General features: G+C 42.2%; 26 protein-coding genes and 2 tRNA genes. 11 read left to right on the top strand and 17 right to left on the bottom strand.

Annotation, left to right across the window (positions count from 1 at the left end):
- Positions 1–3 precede the first annotated feature (3 nt).
- Positions 4–171: a PAS domain-containing protein gene (locus BMX02_RS12035; protein ID WP_244625071.1), complete on the bottom strand. Its 168-nt coding sequence runs from the start codon at positions 169–171 to the stop codon at positions 4–6.
- A gap of 624 nt (positions 172–795) precedes the next feature.
- Between BMX02_RS12035 and BMX02_RS00115 the strand changes: the two genes are divergently transcribed.
- From BMX02_RS00115 to BMX02_RS12195, 5 genes are all read left to right on the top strand, one after another.
- On the top strand, positions 796–1,980 hold the full coding sequence (locus BMX02_RS00115; RefSeq protein WP_167879292.1) for a nucleotidyl transferase family protein: 1,185 nt from the start codon (positions 796–798) through the stop codon (positions 1,978–1,980).
- Positions 1,981–2,127: 147 nt separating this feature from the next.
- On the top strand, positions 2,128–6,255 hold the full coding sequence (locus tag BMX02_RS00110) for a DUF7286 family protein (RefSeq protein ID WP_244625069.1): 4,128 nt from the start codon (positions 2,128–2,130) through the stop codon (positions 6,253–6,255).
- Positions 6,252–6,842 carry a sarcinarray family MAST domain-containing protein gene (locus tag BMX02_RS00105; RefSeq protein WP_091687960.1) on the top strand — a complete coding sequence of 197 codons (591 nt, stop codon included), beginning with the start codon at positions 6,252–6,254 and terminating at the stop codon, positions 6,840–6,842. Before BMX02_RS00110 ends, BMX02_RS00105 begins: the two co-directional genes overlap by 4 nt.
- 100 nt (positions 6,843–6,942) lie before the next feature.
- Positions 6,943–7,353, top strand: coding sequence for an HIT family protein (locus BMX02_RS00100; RefSeq protein WP_091687958.1), 411 nt, complete (start codon positions 6,943–6,945; stop codon positions 7,351–7,353).
- Positions 7,354–7,583: 230 nt separating this feature from the next.
- On the top strand, positions 7,584–7,718 hold the full coding sequence (locus BMX02_RS12195; RefSeq protein ID WP_280176517.1) for a hypothetical protein: 135 nt from the start codon (positions 7,584–7,586) through the stop codon (positions 7,716–7,718).
- A gap of 193 nt (positions 7,719–7,911) precedes the next feature.
- Here BMX02_RS12195 and BMX02_RS00095 read toward each other — a convergent pair whose 3' ends face one another.
- The 3 genes from BMX02_RS00095 to BMX02_RS00085 all read right to left on the bottom strand — a co-directional run bounded on the left by BMX02_RS00095 (position 7,912) and on the right by BMX02_RS00085 (position 11,454).
- Positions 7,912–10,803, bottom strand: a complete 2,892-nt coding sequence (locus BMX02_RS00095) for a DEAD/DEAH box helicase (protein ID WP_245725348.1) — start codon at positions 10,801–10,803, stop codon at positions 7,912–7,914.
- 34 nt (positions 10,804–10,837) lie between these two features.
- Positions 10,838–11,233, bottom strand: coding sequence for a (deoxy)nucleoside triphosphate pyrophosphohydrolase (locus tag BMX02_RS00090; RefSeq protein ID WP_091687954.1), 396 nt, complete (start codon positions 11,231–11,233; stop codon positions 10,838–10,840).
- A 149-nt stretch (positions 11,234–11,382) separates the two neighbouring features.
- A tRNA-Gln gene (locus BMX02_RS00085) sits at positions 11,383–11,454 on the bottom strand.
- A 368-nt stretch (positions 11,455–11,822) separates the two neighbouring features.
- Here BMX02_RS00085 and BMX02_RS11535 point away from each other — a divergent pair.
- The gene (locus BMX02_RS11535; protein ID WP_143052414.1) at positions 11,823–12,029 is read left to right on the top strand and encodes a hypothetical protein; all 207 of its coding nucleotides are present in this window, start codon (positions 11,823–11,825) and stop codon (positions 12,027–12,029) included.
- Between the two features lie 410 nt (positions 12,030–12,439).
- Here the strand turns inward: BMX02_RS11535 and BMX02_RS11715 are convergent, their stop codons facing one another.
- The 4 genes from BMX02_RS11715 to BMX02_RS00070 all read right to left on the bottom strand — a co-directional run bounded on the left by BMX02_RS11715 (position 12,440) and on the right by BMX02_RS00070 (position 14,613).
- Complete coding sequence (locus BMX02_RS11715) at positions 12,440–12,580, bottom strand: hypothetical protein (protein WP_177165232.1); 141 nt, start codon at positions 12,578–12,580, stop codon at positions 12,440–12,442.
- The gene (locus BMX02_RS00080; protein ID WP_091687952.1) at positions 12,580–13,206 is read right to left on the bottom strand and encodes a hypothetical protein; all 627 of its coding nucleotides are present in this window, start codon (positions 13,204–13,206) and stop codon (positions 12,580–12,582) included. The genes BMX02_RS11715 and BMX02_RS00080 overlap by 1 nt, the downstream gene beginning before the upstream one ends.
- 364 nt (positions 13,207–13,570) lie before the next feature.
- Positions 13,571–14,260 carry a minichromosome maintenance protein MCM gene (locus BMX02_RS00075; protein WP_167879290.1) on the bottom strand — a complete coding sequence of 230 codons (690 nt, stop codon included), beginning with the start codon at positions 14,258–14,260 and terminating at the stop codon, positions 13,571–13,573.
- A 122-nt stretch (positions 14,261–14,382) separates the two neighbouring features.
- Entirely contained in the window at positions 14,383–14,613 is a 231-nt protein-coding gene (locus tag BMX02_RS00070) for a hypothetical protein (RefSeq protein ID WP_135644007.1), read from the bottom strand.
- A 397-nt stretch (positions 14,614–15,010) separates the two neighbouring features.
- Here BMX02_RS00070 and BMX02_RS00065 point away from each other — a divergent pair, with 397 nt between their 5' ends.
- Entirely contained in the window at positions 15,011–15,568 is a 558-nt protein-coding gene (locus BMX02_RS00065) for a c-type cytochrome (RefSeq protein ID WP_244625060.1), read from the top strand.
- Positions 15,569–15,621: 53 nt separating this feature from the next.
- Here the strand turns inward: BMX02_RS00065 and BMX02_RS00060 are convergent, their stop codons facing one another.
- The 6 genes from BMX02_RS00060 to cas1 all read right to left on the bottom strand — a co-directional run bounded on the left by BMX02_RS00060 (position 15,622) and on the right by cas1 (position 21,557).
- A complete protein-coding gene (locus BMX02_RS00060; protein WP_091687946.1) occupies positions 15,622–17,253 on the bottom strand; it encodes an ABC1 kinase family protein in 1,632 nt (543 codons plus the stop codon).
- A 474-nt stretch (positions 17,254–17,727) separates the two neighbouring features.
- Positions 17,728–17,802 (bottom strand) — tRNA-Thr (locus BMX02_RS00055).
- Positions 17,803–17,891: 89 nt separating this feature from the next.
- Positions 17,892–18,971: a radical SAM protein gene (locus BMX02_RS00050; protein ID WP_091687944.1), complete on the bottom strand. Its 1,080-nt coding sequence runs from the start codon at positions 18,969–18,971 to the stop codon at positions 17,892–17,894.
- 251 nt (positions 18,972–19,222) lie between these two features.
- The gene (locus BMX02_RS00045) at positions 19,223–20,308 is read right to left on the bottom strand and encodes a radical SAM protein (protein ID WP_091687942.1); all 1,086 of its coding nucleotides are present in this window, start codon (positions 20,306–20,308) and stop codon (positions 19,223–19,225) included.
- Between the two features lie 127 nt (positions 20,309–20,435).
- Positions 20,436–21,086, bottom strand: a complete 651-nt coding sequence (locus tag BMX02_RS00040; protein WP_091687940.1) for a Dph6-related ATP pyrophosphatase — start codon at positions 21,084–21,086, stop codon at positions 20,436–20,438.
- A 69-nt stretch (positions 21,087–21,155) separates the two neighbouring features.
- A complete protein-coding gene (cas1, locus tag BMX02_RS00035; protein WP_244625058.1) occupies positions 21,156–21,557 on the bottom strand; it encodes a CRISPR-associated endonuclease Cas1 in 402 nt (133 codons plus the stop codon).
- Here cas1 and BMX02_RS12190 point away from each other — a divergent pair.
- From BMX02_RS12190 to BMX02_RS00020, 4 genes are all read left to right on the top strand, one after another.
- Complete coding sequence (locus tag BMX02_RS12190; protein WP_280176516.1) at positions 21,466–21,759, top strand: Sir2 family NAD-dependent protein deacetylase; 294 nt, start codon at positions 21,466–21,468, stop codon at positions 21,757–21,759. The genes cas1 and BMX02_RS12190 overlap by 92 nt on opposite strands.
- A 1-nt stretch (position 21,760) precedes the next feature.
- Positions 21,761–22,045, top strand: a complete 285-nt coding sequence (locus tag BMX02_RS00030; RefSeq protein WP_280176515.1) for a Sir2 family NAD-dependent protein deacetylase — start codon at positions 21,761–21,763, stop codon at positions 22,043–22,045.
- A gap of 77 nt (positions 22,046–22,122) precedes the next feature.
- The gene (locus BMX02_RS00025; protein WP_091687938.1) at positions 22,123–22,824 is read left to right on the top strand and encodes an SDR family NAD(P)-dependent oxidoreductase; all 702 of its coding nucleotides are present in this window, start codon (positions 22,123–22,125) and stop codon (positions 22,822–22,824) included.
- Positions 22,825–22,837: 13 nt separating this feature from the next.
- Positions 22,838–23,467, top strand: a complete 630-nt coding sequence (locus tag BMX02_RS00020) for a phosphoribosyltransferase (protein ID WP_342210527.1) — start codon at positions 22,838–22,840, stop codon at positions 23,465–23,467.
- A 39-nt stretch (positions 23,468–23,506) separates the two neighbouring features.
- On the opposite strand, the gene BMX02_RS00015 is transcribed toward BMX02_RS00020, so the two are convergent.
- The 3 genes from BMX02_RS00015 to BMX02_RS00005 form a co-directional block, all read right to left on the bottom strand.
- Positions 23,507–24,016: an archaemetzincin family Zn-dependent metalloprotease gene (locus BMX02_RS00015; RefSeq protein WP_091687935.1), complete on the bottom strand. Its 510-nt coding sequence runs from the start codon at positions 24,014–24,016 to the stop codon at positions 23,507–23,509.
- Between the two features lie 25 nt (positions 24,017–24,041).
- Complete coding sequence (locus tag BMX02_RS00010) at positions 24,042–24,344, bottom strand: secondary thiamine-phosphate synthase enzyme YjbQ (protein WP_091687932.1); 303 nt, start codon at positions 24,342–24,344, stop codon at positions 24,042–24,044.
- Positions 24,345–24,526: 182 nt separating this feature from the next.
- Positions 24,527–24,849, bottom strand: a 323-nt coding sequence (locus tag BMX02_RS00005; RefSeq protein WP_449288723.1) for an SDH family Clp fold serine proteinase, incomplete at its 5' end; no start/stop codon positions are given.

Below are 24,849 nucleotides of genomic sequence, written 5' to 3'. Positions count from 1 at the left end.
CTGTCAGTATCCTGTACTCTTTGACAAAATCCCTGCCCCCTCCTTACCGGTCTCTTCGAGCTCGGTCTCAACATCCGGCAGGTCATCGGGATGCACAAGGTCAGCGTACAGGACGCGCCCAGAGGTAAAGTCCTCGACTGTATAGCCAAGCTGTGTGATGTTCTCTGACACGAACTCAGTGGGCCATTTTTCTTCCGCCTTCCAGCAGAACGCGATGGCAGGACTGTTGTTGATAATGGTCTCCAGTGCGGTCTGCCTCGCAAGTAGTGCTTTCTGTGTTTCCAGTGCCTTGCTCCGTGCGATCTACTGTCCTTTTGTTCGGTAATGTCAAGGAGAATGCCATGGACATGTTCAGCTCTCCCATCCTTTATCTCAAAAGACACAGGAGAAACACCCGCGAAACCCATGATGGCACGGGCAACTCGTATATCCCATTCAGAACCATGCACAGCGTCGGGATCTATCAGGTATTTATGTTGCTGGTAGATGGCGCAGGCTTGCTGGCGGGTGGCCTCGCTTACATCCTAAGTTTGACACTCAAAATTGGGTTCAATGTTTTTTCAGCCAGATTGTAGTTCCTCACAAATTATGTACATCCTAATATTATGTATGATGTACAATATGGTGAGAACAGATAAAACTTTTGGGTATCCTAATAAGATATGAGAGTTCAAAGAAATATAAGCATTCGAAATATGATTACAGAACCTAAAAGAGAATGAGAAAAAGGAAATTATATCGTCATTGGAAACAAGAAACATTATATTTATATAAAAATATATGAAATGGCAATTTATGACAAGTGAGATCATATTGAAAATAAACCAGCATCCATGCAAGATCGTTCTTGCGATAACAGGCGGAGGCAGCGAAGCTATCGGAGAACTTCTCAGGCACGGAAGCGGGTCGTCAACACTTCTTGAAGCAATAGTCCCATACAGTTCAGTCTCACTTGACCGGTTCATAGGAAAGACCCCGCAAAAGTACGCCTCGCAGGGAACTGCAAGGTCAATGGCAATGGCAGCCTATCGACGTGCCCTGGAGCTCTTGCAGGAAAACAACAGTATCGACAGGACCGATGTGATGGGAGTTTCCATGACCTGCAAACTTGCAAAGGGAGTGGACGAAAGGGAAGGGCGCGAACATGAGATCCATGTTGCCATACAATCGTACTACAAAACATCGGTGAGCAGCCTCCGGCTCCGGCAGGGACGCTCCCGGGAAGAAGAGGAAAGGATCGCCTCATGCATGCTCATTGAGATACTTGCGAGGGAGTGCGGCCGGGAAGAGGGTCATTCACTCATTGAGGACCTATTAGGCGAAGAAGAGACTGTCGAATCTGAAGAAGCGACCGTAGGGGAAGATGTTGCCAGGATACTTGCCCAGCCTGACAGGATAATGAAAGACCTGGAACATACCTCCGATCTTGTGGAAATTGATATCGGGAACAGGAAGATCAAAGACAGGCCGGAGATCATTTTTTCGGGTTCGTTCAACCCATGCCACAGGAACCATATCGCAATGGCAGAGCAGGCTTCCAGGAGATATGGGAAACCTGTTCATTTTGAGATCTCGCTTACGAACGTGGATAAACCACCCATCGATTTTATCTCCCTCCGGCAGCGACTTGAGTCCCTTAAGGTGTACAGCGACCGTGAGTTCATGGGTAATGTGTATCTCACCGCTGCACCGCTGTTCCTGCAGAAGGCAAACCTTTTCGAGAACGCTACGTTCATTGTGGGAGCAGATACCGCCAACCGTCTTTTCAAGGCCAGATACTACCGCAGCGAGGAAGATATGAAGGCCCTTTTTGAGCATTTCAGGGAAAAGAACATCCGTTTCCTGGTGTTCAGGAGAAAGGGTGTGGAACCGGAGATCGAACCGGAGGTCTGTGACCTTTGTGAGGTCGTACCTCTGGAAGATTATCGGGACAACGGCATTTCATCCACTGCGATCAGGAAAGAGAGGGACATTGAATGAACTCCGATCCTGCTTCTTTTTGTAATTTTTAACTTCTAAAATAATAGGGTTGCTGTTATTAAATATTTATATAAACCATTAACCGGAAGACTTGCCAGATTGACCTGTCCCCTTAAGATAAAATGAGGACAGATGGCAGGTGGAGCCATGAAAAACGAAGCTGTGCGACACCAACGAATTGCACAGGACAGAAAAACGAAGCGAACCGCATACAAGTGTTGGAAACCACTGAAAAAAGTGAACTTACTTGCCCGTAATACCGATGCGTACATTCCTTTCTCGGTCATCGGTATCTTTGTCATACTCGGAGCTGTGCTCACGTCAGCATACTTCCTGCAGACGGATTACGATATCGCACAGACCATCTACACCACCGAAAAGACGGATCCTGAAAAGGTAGCCATCGGGTTTGCTTCTGCGGACCTCTCACGATGTCTCAATTATGCAGGGATGGAAGCACTGAAATGGAAAGGTGAGCACCCGATAATCCAGCCTGTGAACTCGTCCGGAGGTACGACCTCGGAAGATGATTTTATGGTCAACGCCCGCACCCATGACCTTGAGGCAGGGAATACATTGTATGTCAGGGTTGACCTGCCATCGGATGTGTGGTACAGCATATCCTCGCTCTGGAAAGACCAGGCCATCATACTGAGGATAAAGGACAGCAACGGCCAGACCATTGATTCCGTGGACTACGGTGAAGCTGTCAGTATCTGGAAGACCGTGTCCTTTGAGGAGAATTTCCTGCTGCCACTGGAGATCGACCCCGGCTACGGAACAATCGAGCTTGACTGCGGAGGTACTGTGAAGGCCACCGACTGGTTCAGCGTTGCCATGAACCCTGTGAAGGAGATCTCTGCGAAGCATTTCAACGAACTGATCACAGGGAACTACCAGTATGATCAGTATGTCTATGACAAATATGCCATCAACGTAGTGCCGGACATCCAGCCGCACCAGATACTCATCGAGGAGATCAACGGGACACTTGAAAGGCAGATAAACGACGATAACAGGACTTATTCCATCTATTATACATTCTCCATCAGGGACCTGAACTATACGCTTGTTGACCTTGGGACCGGCGAGTCCTTCAACCGCAGCATGGACATCTCCACACTTGTGACCTCTAGGGAACCATTGCTTGAAGAGCTTACTACGGAATATGAGCGCTCACTGAACAGTGCCGAGACATCGAACATCGTCCTCGGTGCCATGAACATCCGCTCGTTCACCTACGGACCGTGGCAGCACTATGCCAACGGGCCGCTGAACATCATCACCAATCCCGCACTGGCATCTGCTGTCAATGCCGGGACAGCCTATTCCCAGAAGCGCATATTTGATTCGGTAGACCCCTGGGCACTGATGTACACTACATATTACAATGGCAAGGTGTTCTACGAGGATGTGCACGGGACAGCCGAGCAGTATGACATTAACGGCTCTGCCAACCTGACATCCACCTACGACAAGCTGGCAAATAACGGTTCGTTCAGCGTGGACATCGAGGAAGGTATCAGTGAGTCGATGACAGAGACCGGCACAAGCTTCGAGCAGGTGGATGAACAGTCGACGATCCGGGTGGCAGCATCGGATTACATCCCGAGCCTGGTGGACGGCTGGGTGTTCAATGACCACGTCTGGACCGAGGAACAGGACCTTGTGCACGATGTTGCCCGGGAGGTATATTCTGCCGGGGTGCAGGCACAGGTCATAAGGGACGGTTTCAATGATACAATCCCGCTTTTCACTGATATCAGCGGGAAGTTTGAATCATCATCCTACGACTGGCACACGGTGTCCTGGAAAGCCTCGTATGATATCGAGGGAAAACATACCGGAGCCATCGAGCCGTCGTATCCATGGAATGAAACATGGAGCCGATCATATGACCGGACACTATCTCCGAAGATCGATCCGCCCCGTGGAAGGCTCACAAGCTGGAAACTTACAGGTGCCACCGTGTCCCTTGAATCGGTAGAGACCGAGGTTACAATAACACCGGTTTTCCGCCACAAAGAGAACGACAATGTCACCAGCATGGTGCGTACTGACGGATACCTGGAACGTGAAGACCATGTATTCGACTGGAATGTGACATACAACATCGACTACCGCGTCAGTTCGAAATGGAAAGTATACTACAGATATTCCTACAACTACAAGTGGAAGGAGATCACCGGATACCATACCAATCAATTCGGTGCAAAGATACCGGAATACAGCCATTATTCATCAAGCAGCACAGGATCAAAGACAGAATATATCACGACCACGGACACCCGCTCGACCTCACATCTCGAGACAGAGACCGAGAAACTGAGCATCCTGTACCACAAACGTCCGCCCACAGGAACCTACGAAGGTATTGAGACCTACACCGACCCGGTGACCCGGGGGTACCGCATGACCTCCATAGAGATCGACGGTACCGAGCGCCAGGACCCTGCATGCAGTGATGCTGCTGATAAGTATAAAGAACAGTACATCGATATCCATGATGTCGAGACCCGCTACATGCTGTTCCCCAACGACTACTACCTCCAAGAGCAGAAGGTGCAGTGCGACATCCCCGACTGGCTCCACAAAATGATGGCAGATGAACTGCTGGAAATGGTCGGCTCCATCGAAGCAGCGGACCCGGCAGTGAACGTGTCCCTGATGGAAAATCCCGGTGCAGACCCGACACTTCTCAGGTATGAGGCTGCAAAGGAGCTGACAGCCGACCTAAGGGATGATACCGAGAATTACGTGAACAGGCAACAGTACCTGACAGGCGGCGAGATGTACACCAGCAGCGATGCAGCACGCTATATTGCAAAAAATGAGGCTTACCTGAAGCTCATGGATGAGATCGAATCACAGAACCGGAAGCTGAACAGCGATCTTAATGATTACCTGCTGGATAAGCTCACTGAAGCGAATGTTGACATCCCGGGTCTTGACACCGGAGCACTGGACAGCGTGACCTCCGGCTCACTCTCACTTTTCAACAACCCTGCCGTGAGCATGGCCGGCACTGCACTCGGTACCGAGATGGGGATCATCGATACCATGACCATCACAGGCATGCCGGAGAGCAAGTACAACTGGACCGAAGGCATGACGCTGGTGGTGGACCAGTACCCGGATTACCTTTACCATGATCCGGAGTTCGACCTTAATGGAAAATACACTTGGGTAGATGAACTAAGTGGCAAGACCATCTATCCCCTCGGCGTGAAGAACACCTGCGTATTCTCCACCGGCATTGCAGATGACATCGCCGGCCTCCTGGACGAGACCAGCAGCCCTGTAAAGGAAGCCACGTCACAGATGGTCAGCAGGAGCATTGAAGACCTCAGTACAGAGGTCAAGTCACTCGAGCAGAACCTGAGCGAGCAGGCCATACCCCTTGATACCACAATGCTGGACCAGCAGGTAAACGGCCTGACAAGCACCTACAGCAGCCGGATGAGAGATGACATCCCGGAAATGATCGCAGAGGAAGTGAAAGCCGACCCTGTAGTATCCCTCTGGATCACAGAGACCGAAGTGATCACCATCACCCGGAGCCATCTCAACAGCCTGTCAAACCGGGAGATCATCAACCAATCTGCCGACGGAACCCTTCCCGCCGGGATCTCTGAAAAACTGAGAGCAACGGTCATAAAGGACAATCCCACCCTCACCGGCGATGAGATGGATGCGGTCCTGAACCGCCTGGACACCGATATCCGGGTGGGGATCGCTGAAGGCATCAGCGTTGTGATAATAGACAACAGCGCAATGATCGACGCCTCCTTTGAAGCCGTCAGCAACGAACTCCAGAAACTGACAGACGACGCCACCACCCAGCTAAGCGAGGATGTCGCGGACAAGGTCAACAAGCGCCTGGAGAAGACCATGAAACACGTCCCCATGGGATTGCCTGTGCTTCCCCCGCACTGGATGTTCACCGTCAATGTCTGGACCTACGATGTGATCGGCAAGTATGAGTATTTCAGGGTAACCGATAACGACAATGAGGTTATTCTGAACACTTATATCGGGCATGAGGGGCAGGTGTATGTGAGAAAGGAAGAAAGCATATACCACCCCTACAAAACTAACCATTTGGGTCACTTTATTCAATTAGGTCGAAATACTCCTATTATATTCAACTTTAAAGGATATGCTGCCACTATAGTTGGTCCTAGTCCAAGAGGCGTTGGTGACAAAGTTAATGGTAGAACTGAAACTTCAACGGGTTATGATATTTTAATTAATGAATTGGATGAAAAATTATGAAAGCTATCAGACTATTTATAGCAGTGAATCTTGTTTTGTTACTAAGTCCCTTGGTAGCAGTAGCCGAAAGCACTTACGGAAATATAGACGTTTATTATAATGGTGAATTATATCCAAATTCTGAAGTCCCTAAACCTATTTTAAAAATTGGAGAACCATTTACATTACGTATAGAATTGACTGTTTTCCAAACCAGTTTTGTTAATGTAGTATTAACAGAACTTGGAGATGATGATTTTGTTATTTTAGAGGGACCCACTAACAAAATGGGAGAATATACCGGCTTAATTACACTGCAAGAAAATTCAACTCAAATTTATGAGTGGAAAATTGCACCTACTGAAAAGTGGGCAGATGGGACAATGCCTATAGACCTGCATTATGAAATATTAGATCCAAGTAGTCCAGAACCAATTGTGAGTAGTACATTCACAGCAGTCCTCCCCTACATCTCCACCGAATACTACGACGCCCCAGAAATCACACCAGCAGAACCCCCGGAAACCGACACCAACCAGACCCCCGCATTCACCCTCCCGGCCACCCTGCTGGCAATAGCACTTGTTGCCCTGCGCAAAAAGTGCTAACCATTCTTTTTTTGGAACCAGATACAGATCATTAAATAATTTGCCAGTCGTAGAATCCTATATATAAGTGAAGGCTGCATTATTTGTGAGGAGTCGAACTATGGAATGTCTGTTCTGTAACATAATAAAGGGAGAGATCCCTTCCTACAAGGTTTACGAAGATGAAGTAGCCTATGCTTTCCTTGACATAAACCCCTGTGCCAGAGGACACACAGTGGTTGTCCCGAAAGCACACTACGAAAACTTCACCGAAATGCCTGCCGAGGAAGCCGGCGCCCTTTTCGCCACCGTAAGGATGATCGCAAGACTGGTAGAAGATGCTGTATCCGCGGACGGCTCGAACATCGGCCTGAACAACAAGCCCGCCGCCGGTCAGCTTGTCCCGCATGTCCACGTCCACATCATCCCCAGATCCGAAGGAGATGGCGGCGGATCCATGCATTCAATTGTATCCGTTCCCGGCGCAGCGGATGATCTGGAGGAGATGGCGGAGCTTTTGGTGATGGAGTGAGGAGTTATCCTCATTTTTGACTTTTCTTTGAGATAATTCGATCAGATCTTTTTTTGTTATCTTAATTGATAATACTTGCCATCTAAAACGATAGTACTAAATGCTTCCACTTTTTAACTTATGTTCAGGGTACCCGGCAGATCTTACTCCAGTCTCCCTCCATACAGGTAAGGAGATCCCAGGAAAACTGCCTGAGTCCATATTACCAGACAACTGAACGAGATGAAGAAATGAGAGAAGAATCTGAACAACCGATGGAAACATGTAAGCAAAACAGTGACAGGAATCTGTGCTTGTTCATACGTACCACAAAGAACTACCATAAGATCGCAAAGGAGCAGGACTACTACACAGGACCGAAATAATTGAAGTGAACCAGTAGTAGTGGGGATATCAAGGGCATAGTAGAGTTTTCAACGGGTAGCTTGTCCCACGTGTCCATGCCCACGTCCACATCAGCCCCAGATCCGAAGGAGATGGCAGTGGAGTTTTTGGTGATGCAGTTTGGAAAACTGGAAATCAGGCACTTGAAAAAACTTTAAGTCTAGTCTAAATTCATTAATCACTTGGTGCTGTAATGTACTCGTAAATCGAATCTTCAACAGGATGATTCATCCTATACCTTACTTTTACAACTGAAACGTTTTTATTATCATCATCAACCAAAGTAGCTTCTTCGAAGCTTTCATCAATGGGAGTCACATCACCCATATAGTAGAAATCGTTACTTTCGCCATTACTTTTTTTGACGAATAAAAGCAACCTAAGTCCGTTTCTGTAATTTCTGATAGTAGTAACGTCATCACTATCCAGTTTTCTTCTAGATTTAGACATCCATTCAAATTCAGAGTTATTGACAAAGCCCTCTTCATATTTCGTAGTGCTCGAGATATGTTCTTCTTTGTGATAGTTTACGAATATTGGACAATTTGTCTTTTGAGGACTAATAAGATAACCACCAACATTCTGTGCTAAAGGATTCTGCTCCCTATTCAGAATTCTAAAAACATCTTTCCGGGAATATTTCTGATACAATAGGAATCCATCAACATATTTATTTTTGTCAAAATTTCTATCATAAATTGTTTCGGAATAGTTCAGCATATCATTTAGAAAACGCAAGAAGTTCCCATTTTTAAGTAAATCTATAAATTCATCATTAAATGTGATCACTTCGTTTGTATAAGAAATGATATTTAAATCATATATTTTCCTAACACTAACTAGATTACCATTGTGTTTTTTAGTTACAAATTCAAAATTGATATTTTTGATACACGATTCTATTGTTTCATCAGAAAGCGAAATTCCATATCTATCAAAAACAATTGCTTTAAATTCTTCCTTTAGCAGAATACTTCCAGAAATCAATTTTTTAAGAATAAGAACTTCTTCGACCCTTTTTGTGTTTGCAATTTCACTAGAGAACAACTCGAGGAGCTTGGTTTCCTTTTCAGATAGTTTATTTTGCAATGATTCCTCTTGACTTGATACAAAATTAAAATACGATTTTGAATAGTTTACATACAATTGTGGATCTCGAGAACCGTGTTCGACAAAATCCATCATCATAGGAATACTGCCGATCTTGAATTTTAAGAGCTCGTAATCTTTTACAAGGTCTTTTTTGAGATGTAAATTCGCTTTGTCAATTGCTGCAAAAATCCTGTCATGCGTAATTTTATCGAAATTAATAGTTGAAGCACCCGGAATTAAACTGCTTCCGCTTAACATCAATTTACGCAATGTGTCCTTGTTGTAAGTAGTGTCTCCGTATAACGCAATTGGGACTAAGTAACTATTATTGTAATTGCCTATGAAATCAATCACAGTAAGGTATTCTTTGTCGTTAGCTTTACGCAATCCTCTTCCTAATTGCTGTACAAAAATAATGGCTGATGCAGTGGGTCTCAACATAATAATTTGATTTACTTTTGGAATATCCACTCCCTCATTGAAGATATCAACCGTAAAGATATAATCTAATTTTTCAGAAGGAACATAACTTTCCAATCTGTTTATTGCATCAATTCTCTCTTCCTCACTATTTTTGCCAGATAATGAAATTGTCTTGTATCCCCTTTCATTAAATGCATCAGACAATCCCTGACTTTCAGCTACACTGCTACAAAAGATAAGTCCTCTCACACAGCCATTGTCACAGCCATAAAATTCAGCTTTTTCAATGATCCTATCTACACGTTCTTTTGCTGTTAACAAAGAAAAAGCTGCATCCTCCTCTAAAACTTGATAATCTACCGTAACATCAGTTACACCAAAATAATGAAAAGTCGATAACATTTTTTCTTCTAAAGCTCTATGCAAACGTATTTCGTATGCAATATTGTGTTCAAATTGAGAAAAGATGTCAAAACCATCTGTCCTTTCAGGAGTAGCAGTCATACCTAACAGAAATTCTGGTTTAAAATGATTGAGGATTTTTTGATAGCTTTCTGCTCCTGCTCTGTGGGTTTCATCTATAACGATGTAATCAAAATGTCTTTGATTAAATTTAGTTAAATGTTCATCTCTAGAAATCGTTTGAATAGTCGAAAATATAAAATCAGCATCAATTTCTCTCTCATTTCCTGAGTAAATGCCCATGCTTCGACTATCGCCAAAAATCTTTTTGAAGCTTTTCATAGCATTTTCTGCAATGTTTCTTCGATGTACTACAAATAAAAACTTTTTCGGATTATATGCTTTTACATCAAATGCAGACAGATATGTTTTCCCTGTACCAGTTGCAGAAATTAATAAAGCCTTATCTTTATTATTTGATCTTAAATCTTTCAGGTTTGCCAATGCTTCAATTTGCATTGTATTAGGAGTTATTGAATCATTGTGAAGAGATTCAATGCTGTTTCTTGAACTTGAAATGAACTTCTTTTTCAAATTATAATCTAATGCATAAGAATCAATGAATTTATCATCTACCAATACTGCATTTTCAAATTCATTTCTAAATTCGTTAATAGAATCAGCTATCAATTTAGAGTCGCAAGTAGCTGAAATTTTTAAGTTCCACTCTTTATTTGAGCATAATGCATTAGCTGTAAGATTGCTACTCCCAATAATCAAGTCATATCTATTGCTTTTTTTGAATAGATACCCCTTCGCATGAAAATCACAATTTACTGCTATTTTTAAGTCAATATTTTTAAACTTTGATAAAGACCTCAATGCTTCTGGCTGAGTGAAATATTGATATTGAGACACCAATACTTTTCCATTAATCCCATTGTTTTCAAGTTCTTGGAATGAATTAATTAAACTAGTTACACCACTTTTTGTTGCAAATGCTACTGAAAACCAAAATTCATCACAATTTTTTAGTTCTCTAGATATGGTCTGTAGTACTTTTTTGCCATTATCTGAATCATTTACTAGTAACTCTGGGAGGTACTCTTTTTTTGAAGTTAAGGACTGATCAATAAAGCCAGTTTTCAAGCTATCTAATAAAGATACAGGAAAGTTATCCATTTTAACATTCCTTCATTAATTTTGAGACAATTGGAAGATCTGCTTCAGCCCAATCCAAAATTGATAAATTTTCTGGATTTAACCATTTGAACGCAATGTGTTCTTTCAGATTCAATGTTGAATTTAAAGCACTGCAAATGAAACTGTGCATAGTAACACTAAAATCAGGATACTGATGATTTACAGTTAGAAACTCCCTCTCAATTTCTATGTTCAGATCGAGTTCCTCTAATAATTCGCGTTCTAATGCTTGTTCTTTAGATTCAGAAGGCTCTATTTTTCCACCTGGAAATTCATATTTTAAAGAAATGTAATCATATTTTCCATGATCTCTTTGAACACATAGAACTTTATCATCATCCATGATTATTGCTGCAACTACTTCATAGTGCTTCATTTGTTTTGTACATCCCGGAAAATATGATGACTGAGATAATTTATAAACCTTTTTAATATTAACAAGAAACTCTATTATTTTTCAAAAACACAAAGATTAGAATAAGGCTGAAACAAAGCACTAAAATGAGTTTTTTTAGAAAATACAAATAGTCCCGTCCGAATTCGAATCGGGGCCCCAGGCTCCAAAAGCCTGAATGATTGACCGCTACCTAAGAGACTTCACATCCTAGCATATTGCACAATAAACCCTATTTGTTGTGTAGAAATTGACTGATTTCCGGATAATCAGGGACAGATCATAACCATCTTCCATCTTGTGCTCAAGAACGGCTCGCTGGCCGGGCTGTTTGGCTGACGAAGGCCAGCTCATCGAAGTTTCTTCCAGTGCCCTACAATTTCCTGAAGCCGGCCACAATGACCATATGAATGCATTGATGCCACTATTTCTGTATTGATGTAGAAAAAAGTCTCGCCTTATGTTGTTTTACAATGACTTCGTGTATAAATGGGGAGGATAAACTTTAAATAACACATAGTTTATTTTATACAAAAAAACTATAAAAATTAATATCTAATGTTATAAAGTGGTGATCATCATACAAGACAAAAACGTGAAAGCAATTATCATTTCATTAGTTGCAATTTCTTTGTTGCTAATATACAATTTAAGCTCTATTTTAGGAAGGAGTGTAAGTTCATCGAAGACTATTCCATTGCTTTTGATTACAGTGGGATTTGCAACGATCGGGACAATCTACCTGCTGGAAGCAAGAAGAACTAAAGCGGAAGAATGAGAATGAAAGCAACCTTGTTGCAGGGGGTTGAGTCGTCCTGCAACGTTGCAGATACGAAAGAAGAAGTTCTCGTCTTATGCTGCGTTGTAATGACAGAAGCACGGTAACCTGTGCCTCAATGAGCATATTGTTAACTTCACGAGTTTGCTTTGATCACTATGGAATGGTCAAGGAAAAATGGTTAAAAGGGGCCTATGGCAACTTAAGACCATCTTATTTTTTTATCAGGAATGCTAATGCGATCATAGCAATGCAAAAAATGCAGTGAATCCATTCAGTGAAGTATTGCTTTCATCAGATAGATAATTTCCACTCTCCCCTGTGGTTTCCGGATAGTCGGTGCCAAAACCATCCCGGCGAATGAAAGTCGGTATAACATAATGAAAGAATAATTGGGAAAACAGCTCTGGTCAAAAAATCTTTTTCTTGTCTGATTTTTCTTTAAACTGCTCAAATGCCTCTTCTATTTCCTGGGTTAGATTTTCCGGCAGAGCTTTCTGTTTCATTAGCACTTTTTCGATCAATTCCTTCTCGCGATCACTTTCATCCATCATTCCACCTCGTATCCTAATTTCCCCAGCACAGTCTCAACAGTTGTATCCTCTTCCCTTGCCACCTGTTCTATGGCAGAATAATAGCCTTTGTAATATGCAGCATGGGTTTCTTTGGTCAATAGTTCCTTCATTTCCTTGAGATCTTCGTCGTCCTTTTTATCCCTTACCTTTCTTCTCTCATCACTGTCTTTTTTGATCGCAAATATACCAAGGAACCCTGTCCATCCCGCACCAACAGCAACCGCTTCCAGCACACCATTAGCCAGGACGGATGCAATCACACCGCCAATAAACAGGTACAATATGACCCCAAGGTTTCTACTGTCTTTCTTTTCCGCATACAATCGCCTCTCTTCGATGTCGATAATATCCTCCCATTTTTTCCTGGTATCAACATCATTCGGACCATTCAGTTTTTTTGCGGTCTCTCTCTTGGACCTGATCTCCTCTTCAAGTTCCAGTATACGAGCACTTTTTCCCATTAATTTGTCCCATTCACCGAGATATACCATTATCGCAGCACCGGCAACTCCAAGAAACCAAAAAAAGATACCTATTGAAATATTCGGCCACCATGCAGGCATGTCTGCAACGCTTGCAATGTCTGTAGCATCTAAGCTCATTTTGTTCCCACCCCGAATTTAAACTTATATAATAAATAATTATAACAAATGATATAATTTTATTGCTTCAGCCTAATTGGCTGTCGGATACATGATCCTGAAATGTGTGTCAAGGTCACGTGTTTGGTTTACATGAAGGATTCTGCAGAACCAGAATATTAAGCGGAAAACCGACAATGAAAGCAACTATGTTGCAGGGGTCGGGTCGTCCTGCAACGTTGCAGATGCGGAAGAAAAAGTTCTCGTCTTATGCTGTGTTGCAGTGACAAATGTATGGCAAACATCATGAACAGGCGGTAGAAGAGAGGGAAGACCTGATATTTTTATAAAAAATGAAAAAGGTGTGGTCAACATTTGAACCAGATCACCAAAGAGCTCTTAAATGTTTCTCATCCGGTAAATATGCACAACCCTGGCGTCTAAGTTTTGCAATATACTTTTCAGCACGTTCTCGTCCAATATGTAAATTTGAAGCTTCCCGGTAAATATCTTCAAGTAAAACTTTATCGGAAGGGGAAGATAATCTGAGCTGGTCAATTATTTCACGTATGATCTGTATTTCTCCACTTGAGTCTGTTCCCTCTTTATTATCGCTAACCACTTTCTTCTCTTTCATTTTTTCAACTGAGTTAGCTTCTAAAACAAAATCACCCGTAGTAGATGTTGATTGGAAGTGTGCTTTTAGTACCCCGATTACAACAATCTTATCTTCAATTTTTATAGTATCCACCAAATCCCCTTCCAAATGAACGATCAATGACCTTGGATCACAAATATTATCCAATTCCTTGATCTCGATTTGCTGAGAATCAGTCTTTGAAGATTTATCTTCCAAATGAATAAAATCAGATCTTTTACCGCAACTTTCATTTTCACAATGTACCGGTTTCCCAATTTCAGATCCTTCTACTGGTAAACACACAATTCCTTCACAAATATTACACATATAAGCAGCAGTTTTCAATTTAGGACGAATTTCATTTATGGTTGAAACTTCACCTTCAACAGATATTGTATTTGAAATGTCCTTGCTTCTAATATCCCTTATTTTCAAAATTCCACTCCCACTAATATGAATAACATACTCAACTATTATTTATGTTGTATCAGTGGTTTTTGCCCAGGTCAGAATAAGAAGATCCTACATACGGATAAATGGAGAAAGGGAGAGGGGGCTTAGTCGAGGATTGAAGTGATGATATTAAGGGTTATGTATGCCGTGAGCAACATCACGATCCCTATAAGTAAATAGGTAAGGATGTTCCTGTATACGACGCTCTTTTCAGACCCTGCTCTTATCCCGAAGCCTCCAGCACAGGCACCAGTTCCACAACCTTTGGTACTACAGCTTTCTTTAGTTTTTTGTTCACGGGTTACCACAGGAAGTGTTTTGAGCTCTTTGGACATTATTATTTCTTCTATTCCTGTTGAATATAAATGTTTGTATCTTGACATTATTTGAACATATCCTGACCGCCAGATGGGCTTTTTGGAAGTCCTATTGCTTGATTGCCACTCAATATAATAGATAATTGTAGAACTTAAAGATTGTAGCTTAGGGTTTCATTATATCGATTTAACGGCGATGCTTTTAGACACCATCTGCTACAAAAAATACTTATTGTTGTATTATCTAACTTTTAATGTATCTATCTGATGAAGATTGGGGGCAAACTATGGGAGCATTAAAACCATCTGCATTTGGACTATCGTTAGCTGTGATATCTGCAATAGTGATGCTTTTGCATTTTTGTATAACAGATTACTATAATCTATAATTTGTAATAAAGTGGGGGAATTCAATTTGACAAAAAGAATTGTCATGACATTTGTTTTGATTGGAATAGTACTAATGATAGCTGGATGTGTGAACGAAAGGACTGATCCTTACAGCATGCCACATCAGGAATATGGCTGGCATGAACCTGGATTCATGTATCCTGAACAATATGACCCATCATTGGATTCGAATATTGTCACAGAATTCGAGTCTAACGGAGAAATGATCTATTATACCGGTTTTAATGAGAATGAACAACAAATACCAGTTAGTGGAGGGCCTCATTGGCTTTATGTTCATGGTGGTAGTTGTGTAAGCTGTCATGGAACAGATGGTAAAGGTGGAGTACCAATCATGATGGGTACGGTGATCCCTCCGGATATAACCTATGAAACTCTGACTGCTGAAGAAGAGCATGAGGATGAACATGAGGAACATCCTCCATACACCGATGAAACGATCAAGATCGCTATAAGAGAAGGTAAGGGTCCCTCTGGCGAGGAACTTGATCACACAATGCCAAAGTGGGATATGTCAGATGCAGACATTGAAGATCTAATTGCCTATCTGAAAACACTTTGATCGATCAATCTGCTTTAAGGTGGGGTAACCAAACCCCACGTTTGCTGTTTTTGTCATAAAGAGCTTCTCAATGTATAGGCACTCAGGATCAGGGCTACAAAAAATCCAACGACTCCTAAAGAACTGAAGTCTCCCTGAATAATCAGATATACAGATGAGATTATCAGGACTATTAGTAATGAGTATCTCAGTGATTCTCCAAGTATGCGGTACCTTTTGAGAGTATTGCTCTTGGCTTCTAACCTTTCAAGTTTGTATCCGCGAATAGTTTCAATTACGTCATTGATCCCGGACGGTAGGTTTTTGAATATTTCTATATATTCATCGCCTTCCATTTGGACGAACTCAACTGCATGCGTTGGCGAATAACGTTCTTTTAGAGCTTTGGATATGATCGGGCGTGCTTCATCCATGATATTGTAGTTTGAATCAAGGCTAAGACAGACTGCTTCAACAAGTATAAGTGCGCGTTCTAGTGTAGAAAATGCACTTGGAAGCGACATGTTGTATTTCAAAGCAAGAAGTGCATAATTATCGCTTTTACGCTCCCCAATGCCTCTATGTTGTTTTGTAATTAGTTCATCAATGTCCCACTTAAATCTTGAAATATCGATGTCCTCTTTGTTCAGCTTGCCAATTTTCAAAAACGCATCTGCTGCCATATCCACTTTCTTTTTGTTTATAGCATAGAACAGGTTCAACATATTGCGTCTTAACTCATTATTGATCTTACCGACTGCACCAAAATCAATGAATGCTATCGTACCATCTTTAACTACAATGTTCCCTCCATGTGGATCGGCATGGTAGAACCCATCCAAATATACCTGCTTCAGATAACTCGAGCTTATAAGTTGGACATATCGGGTTTTTATTTCCTGGTCAGTGTCACCTAAATCTTTGACCAGGGTCCCTTCTACAAAATCCATGACCAGTACGCTTTCTCTACAGTAATCGAGGTAGACTTTTGGAATTATTACGTCTTCTACTTCTTCAAAATTCTCGTGGAAGCGCATCATGTTCATGGCTTCTATTTTGTAATCAAGCTCATTATGCAGCATTTCTCTGAATTCCCGAAGAAATAGATCAGAATCAAAGTTATCTCCAACTCCCATTAATTTCATTAAAATTGGTTTTAGATCATTGATAATTTCGAGATCTAAATTTATTGTATCAATTAGGTTTGGACGCGCAATCTTCACTGCAACTTTCTTTCCATTAAGGAACCCTTGGTATACCTGACCTATTGATGCACTTGCTATTGGTGTTGTATCAAGTTCATCGAATATGTCCAATATGTCATTACAATGATAACAGGTCGGATTGTGTTTGTGGTCTCCCTTCCCCATCTCGCAGATGCACTCGGTTTCAAAGGATTCACGCATCTTATCAAAGTCAAGAGGTTTGACGTTGTCCTGTAATTTTTCGAGTTCCAATATGTAGGCGTATGGAACTAAATCAGGACGCTTGCTCAACATCTGACCTAATTTTATAAAACTTGGTCCAAGTTCTTCAAAAGCAAGACGGAGCTTTGTAGCATTACTTCGATTCTTTAAATCTAAAGCACAAGTACATTTCTTGTTGGAGATATGATCTTTATGAATATCCTTGTACAGAAGTGAAAACAGGTTGTACTTCAAGAACACCCTAATGATAGTTGCATAGCGTTTGGATTTTTCCAACATTATATTACATATTTGTATTCTTATTGAAGAGGATTTCTATATATTATAGATTTTTATATCACAACAGTGCCTTATACCAGACTTTCTTTTCCTCTCATTCTCCGAATTCCCAAAAAAACAGACTTCGCCCTTTTGTCATTGTGTATTGATATTTTCCATCTCATCAAACACTTCCGGATATCGAGATCTCAACTCAGCATATTTCCGAATAACTGAGAAAAGACTTTATCCGATATAGAATAATTAAAAAACCCTATTGTAAAACAATAGGACTGTCTGAAAAATTTAGTAGCCCCGCCCGGCTTACCTAACAAAAGTATAAAACGTAAAATTGGACCCATTAGCCAAGCATTTGAAACAATTCATGGAAAGATGTTTCGATTGCAAGCATATTCTCACATTGATCTTATGTCTGTTACTTGCTTAGAATGCTTTTTGTAATATGAAAATAAGGGGGCTTTTAACCCCGTGATTTGGAGCCTCGGGCGGGATTTGAAACCGCGACCTCGTCCTTACCAAGAACGCGCTATACCCATAAGCCACCGAGGCACTCTGATTTTAGTCTGGAAATTGCACCTAAATTGAGGGTACAAAGCCCATCTTTGTTTAAAACCGAAATAATTTCAGTTTCAAAATATTCAGGCAAGAAGATGGACATTCCCTATCCTAACATTCTTTAATCCTTCTTCCTTTGCAATTCTCTGGAATCTGAGTGCATCTTCCCTTTTGGTAAGGGGCAGATCCCTCATATCAAAGTGAGGATAAAATGCGAGAAGAGAATATGGGATTTCTTCATCAATACTTGCTATAAAGCTGGCTATTCCCTTTACCTCCTTATCATCGGTATAACCCGGGACCATAAGGGTAGATGCGGTGAGAAAAGGTATCTCTTTTCTTTGTTTGTAGAATCTCTCCATCCGTCTAAAATTTTCATATGTATTTTTGTTGCTGACTCCGGTAATCGCTATATTAAGATATTCATTCCAGAATTTCAGATCAAATTTTATATTCCCTCCTGAGCGCAGCCCTATCTCTGCGAAGTTTCCCAGCAATTTTGGATTTGCGTTCCCGTCAGTCTCAAGGCAGAACCGAAGGACCCTATTCTTTCCTTCGGCTTTCTTGCAGATCCTTGTTATCTTATCCAGCTGGGGTGTAGGATCCCCGCCAAAGAAACAGATACATGTGGTATTTTCACTTATTGCGTCCAGGAACTCTTCATCGTCCACCTTAGGCTTTACAGCAATATCCTCCCTGAAGTGCCAGTTCTGGCAGAAAAGGCAGTCAAATGAGCATCCTATACAGAAAACAGCAAGGTTATTGTAACCATATTCTATTCCTTTACACATTGAATATTCAGGATAGCCTATGCCGCTTGCAGGGCATGCCCATTCGGCTACACAATTGGTTGGATGCGGGTCGTAGTAGTAGGTAGCTATCAACTCCCTGTCCCTGAGCATCTTTCCTTTTTCATTTCCCACCAGTCCACAATAGCCTTTGCTTCCCTCATGGATCTCGCACTCATTCCCGCAGAATTTACATTTTACACCTCCCCCTTTTGGTACTTCAGGAACAAGGCCAAATCTGCTTCTTGATAAGGCATGGGCTTTCTTTGCAAGAGGAAGCGCTTCTTCGGGTCTATTCCTTATGCATTCCAGGCAGAGACCCAGAAAACTTGATATCAGCGGGCTCTCTTTCCCGCATATTTTGCATTTTCCCATATTATTCACCCAATTTATCAATAAACGAAACAAGGGCTCTGTAGAAATCCCTGTCTTTAACCAGTTTCGGCAAACTAAAATTTAGAAGAAGAGACAAACACTCTTTATCCCACAACAGTAAAGCGGCTAAAAGCATATCTTGATCCAGAATTTGCTAAAAAACTGGAAGAGGAACTAACTTAACTTTTGTACCTATCATAGATAAATGATGCTGGATGTCACGTAATCCAGGATATAAATGTCTAATGTGGTTAAGGACCGAAGTGTCCTTTAGATGTTTGCACTATAACCGTTTTGAGTCCTGTTTCGTTCAACGTCTTCTTTACATTCATCATCTCTTCCACGCTAGGTCTCTTCATCTCTTTCCTCTTGAATGCCGGAAAATAATCTAGCACACAAACCTGAACCTCCGGATTTATCCCCGCAAGCTTTTTCCCAAACTCAGAAACCTCATCTAACCCCATGAAATAACTGTTGTACGGAAATCCAACGCCTAAGAAGACCCTGTCCAGATAGTTTTCCGTTATATGGCGAATTCCCTGCCACTGTGTATGCTGATATCTCTTTACAAGCTTTTCATCTTCGATCCCGGTTATCTTCATGAAAGTCTCTGTCCTCACACCTTTTGGCTCAATGCCTATATCGGTTACTCCACACTCGAGCACCAGCTCATCTATGTAATCTTTAGTCAGTATGGTTCCATTGCTATCCAAATGAAGCCTGGCCTTTTCATCTTGGTTTAAATGTTTCAGCTCTTTGAAATACTCCACGAGCCATGGCTTATTCAAGGTGGGTTCCCCACCGGATATAGCCATTCTGTCTACTTCATAGTTCCTTCTGGCAAGGGTAACGCGCTGAGCCGCTTCATAGGGAGTTATGGGACTGCTTTTCCCGTCATAAGTGATGGAGTAGTTTTGGCACTGGGGACAGCGTAGGTTGCAACCAGCCGCCCATATAGCAACTTCAATGTAGCCTTTCGCTTTCAACCACCAGGGGGTTGCTTTCCCTCCCACTCTATGAGGCTGAGGACCATGAATTATCCTTTTGGGAACAAAATCCTCAGGAAGCCTTGTCTCTATCGATGCATTCTTTTCGATCAGAGTGACACAAGTTCTGACCGGGTCCCCGTTTAGTAATACCATGCAGGTGTAGCAGCCCCCAAATCCACAAGGGGACTGAAGGTCCCCTTCCTTGGAGAATATCCCAAATTCGAAGCCAAGAGATTCGAGAGCCCTCTTGATAGTAGTCTTTTCAGCGACCTGGTAATGCTTCCCATTTACAGTTATTGGGATGCGTTTTTTTGATGACTCCTCGTTCACCCGAATGCTTTCATACATAGCATCTCCCCAAACCTCTTTTGCATTCAGAAGTAATTAAACGTGCTGTTCAAACTGTAACAAAAAAATTGATGATAACGTAATTGTATGGCTGCAATGTGGAGTTAAGAATGATTAGCAAAATTCTTTAACAATATTCAAGAATATCTAAAAACCAGAATCTATCTCTTATGATTGTCCTGCTACTGGTTATTTTTATTTTTTTCTTGAACAGGGGGCCATCAGTCACAAATGTATGATATTCCCCATTTTCTCCGCAGACATCGATATTGTTATCTTTTAAATATTTCAAAAAATCTCTATCAACTTTTCGGCCAATCCATTCTTTGTCGAATAAATTTGAGTCAGCACTGACTATAGTTGCCTCAAAACCATAATCTATGAACTCAAGAAGAATTTTTTCAGGATCATTCCCCCAAAGTGGCTCAATCAGTTTAATCCCTAAATCTCCACAAATCCTCTCCATCAAATTTCTAGTCTCTTGTAAATATATATCGCCACAAACGATGCCTTCTACACCATTCGGAATTAAACCTCCTATTGCATCTTTAACCTCCTGTTCATATCCACTCCCTGTAGTTTCTTTTTGAAATAAAGGAATGCCAATTGCCTCGGCCTGTAATTGAATTAATTTTGCTTCTGTTCCATGAAAACGTACTCGTCTATATTCTTTGGAGAGAAAATTTGCAAGATAGGAAATATCATATCCATCAAGAATTGCCTGATAACAAGCAAAACAACTATCCTTACCTCCACTCCATGATGCAATGTAACTCATAAGATTGTTTCTCTCCCTCTATTTGTGATGTTTTGAGATCAAACTCCATATTATATAACTCTGGTATATTCACAATGGTTTGTTAAACCACCAATTGATCTCTTCAGTCAGTTTCTTAGCCCCACTGGGCCTGAGCCTCAATGAATAATTCTCTGTCCTAATGAAGTCCTTCTTGTCTATCCCATTTGTCTCTATCAGATTAAGAACAGCAAAATCAACAAGGAATCTGAAAGGTTCCTGAAGATCATAAGCTAAACTATTCTTGCTTGGACTCATTTCATGCAAGAAGCCCACGTGAGGATCTGGGCCCACAGAGTTAATGGCCCTCGGGCACTCTGCCTCTAACAATGCGTAGCCGTAGTTAAGCATAGCATTTACCATGTCTCCAGCCCCTATGGCCCTCCCGCTCCGGTTAAGTCGAGATTCAAAATCATATTTTTCAGGTATAGCTTTTGAAGCATTATCCAGCACAGGAGCAGGTGACAGTCAGGGGACTGAAATCACCGTGTACACCCAGAACATCGACATGCTCCACCAGAAGGCAGGTTCAAAGAATGTGATAGAGATACACGGCTCTCCCGAATATCATACATGTCTTTCCTGTGGTACTAAGTACCCCTTCTTCGATATGATCGCAGAGATCGTCAAGGAGGGGGAAATCCCCGGTCTGTGAGGTGTGCTGTGGACTCATAAAGCCGGACATAATCTTTTTCGGGGAGATGCTGAACCAGGAATCCCTGGAAAAAGCAGTTGATGAATGCTCAAAAGCCGATCTTATGGTGGTGATCGGATCTTCCCTTGTGGTCCAGCCGGCAGCAACACTTCCCTGCTACACCCTGAAGAACAACGGGAAACTTGTGATCATCAATAATATGCCAACACCCCTGGACTCTTATTCATATCTAAAGTATGATAGCCTTGAAGAGGTTTTCAATTACCTGAACAGCAATCTCCTTTGATAGTAGAAACAATCTTTAGAATCTATTTTCCCAAAAGCATAAGACCTGTTGAATCCAACTTTTAAGTAGTGAATGCTATGGAACTGAAAGGTCAGACCGCTATTGTCACAGGTGGGGGCAGGGGGATAGGGAGAGCCATCTGCCTGAGCCTTGCAGATGAAGGAGCCAATATAGTTGTGGCTTCAAGGACAGAGGAAGAGATACAGCAGACCAGGCAAATGGTTGAGGATACAGGAGCAAGCTGTCTTGCCATAAGCACAGACATCAGAGAGGAGGAAGGTGTCAAGAAACTCATCTCAAAGACCATGGATGTTTTCGGTAAGATCGACATACTGGTCAATGATGCTGGTGTTGCCTATAGGAAACCTCTTCAGGACATCTCAACTGATGAATATGATGAGATAATGGACACCAATGTCAAGGGCATGTTCCTCTGCACAAAATACGCCCTTCCACATATTCTCAAAAGCGATTCAGCCAGGATCGTTAACATATCTTCTGGTGCCGGAAAACAGGGGATACCCCAGCTTTCTGTCTATTGTGCCTCCAAATTTGCTGTTATCGGCATCACAGAGTCCCTTGCCAGCGAACTTGCTGGAAAGGTGAAGGTATATGCAGTATGTCCCGGGGGCGTTGATACCCAGATGTATAGATCCCTGTTCTCCGATGAGCCAATGCTCAAACCAGAGCACATTGCACAAAAGGTACTGGAATTGTGCCTCCCTGATTCAAAAGTACCGTCAGGCTCATCGATAGAAGTCTACAGGCCACCTTTCTAAGAGAGATGGAGGGATTCCCATATTCAAGAACAGAAAAGAAGCAGGAGACAAGCTTGCCATAGCCCTTGATAAATACAGGAAAGAAAAACCAATCGTCCTGGCCATCCCGCGTGGGGGTGTTGAGATAGGGTATCGTGTGGCAATGTACCTAGAAGCAGAGATGTCCCTGATAGTTGTCAGGAAACTGCCATTCCCGGATAATCCAGAGGCAGGGTTTGGTGCGATTGCAGAGAATGGAAGCACCTTCATCTTCCCTGAAGCAGGGAACTGGCTCTCAGGTGAAGAGATGCAAAGTATAGAAGAAGCCCAGATAGCAGAGATCGAAAGACGGATAGATGTCTTGAGGTCAGGAGAACCCCTGCCAGACATAGAGGACAGGACCGTTATTCTGGTAGATGATGGAATAGCAATGGGATCCACGATGAGGGCTGCCATAATGCTCTGCAAAAAAAAGAAGGCAAAAAAGATCGTAGTTGCAGTACCTGTAACAGGAAGGGAGACCGCCGCAAAGATAGGGGACCTGATAGATGATATGGTAGTCCTGGAAAGGCCCCATCAATTCTATGCGGTCGCACAGGTCTATGAGAACTGGTATGATGTCCCTGACTTCGAGGTTCTTGAGATCATGAAGATGATTGAATAAGAGATTTTGGAATTCGATCTGCCTTAATAATAGAACGGTTCACAAAAGGGCCTTACACCGTGCACATGGCTCGCAACCCTTGATATCAGTATCATCAAGGGTATTTGAGAAATGCATCACACATCCTATATCAGGACAATGCACAAGCCCGAACATATGTCCGATCTCGTGTATGGCTTCTTTGAGAATCCTCTCCTTGAACAAAAACTCATTTGGCGGGAGTCCATAGTACTCCTCCCTCAACCTTGTGAGTGAGATCACAGCTACCCTCTCAGCCGCAAGTCCAAAGATAAAATTGAAAGACTTTACATATATGTCCTTATCGATGATGCCCAGCACCTTTGAACCATCACTGGGTATTGACATCATCATATCAGCAAGAATGGTCGATGCTTCATACTGCCCCCTATCAGGATTATAGGCATAAGACGGAATTGACATTGCCGGGTCGATCTTGACAGGCAGGGAGAAGATAGAGCTTATATGGTCTTTCAGCCCATCCAGCAAACCCTTTTCGACCTCACCTATCGGCCTTATATGCAACAACATTCCCCAAAACCCCCAATCCTTCTGTTCAACTCTGCCTTATGATCATGATGTTCACTTTTCTGTGCCTGGGCCCATCCATTTCAGCAAAAAATATACTTTGCCAGGTTCCAAGCACCAGCTTTCCATCTATTATGGGGATGGTCTCACTCGAGCCCAGAAGGACGGCTTTGAGGTGGGAATCGGCATTGTCATCTATCCTGTCATGCTGATAGCCGGCCGAAGGGGGAACGAGTCTTTCCAGCAGGTTCAGAATATCGAATCGAAGACCGGATTCGTTCTCATTGACAAACACAGATGTGGTTGTATGGGGAGTGCTGACAACACATATTCCCTGCTCAACACCGCTTTTGCTTACCTGCTGTGAGAAGGCTAATCAGTCGTTTACTCTAAATGCTCATATTAGGGAAAGGTTGGAGATGTGGGATAGAAGGGTTAGTGGAAAAGTTTGAAAAATGGTAATAAGAAAGGTTGTTAACCCTTTCTTAAAATCAAGTAATTCAAAAAATCAATTTACTCAATATATTCCACGCTCATCTTTGCAGACCTGAAAAACTTCATGAAATCATGGACTTCTGAAGGCAATTCAGTGCTGACCGGCAGACCCAGTTCAATAGCCTCTTTTGCAGAGATCGGAGTGACATGTATCATCTCTCCACTTAATAGTTTTTGAGCAACGGACTTCCTTTTTTCTTCATCTTGAATTTTGTTCTCAAGCAATTCCATGATAACATCTTTTGTAAGCTCCATTGCTTTTTTTGATATATCGCTCATGATGATGGTCGTGTCATCAGCATCCATTCCTTTCTTTTCGGCTGCATAGATCCATGAGGGTG

It is taken from the genome of Methanococcoides vulcani, assembly GCF_900111645.1.
Classification (GTDB): domain Archaea; phylum Halobacteriota; class Methanosarcinia; order Methanosarcinales; family Methanosarcinaceae; genus Methanococcoides; species Methanococcoides vulcani.
The sequence above is the reverse complement of the archived record's forward strand: the minus strand, read 5'-3'. Positions and strand labels throughout refer to the sequence as shown.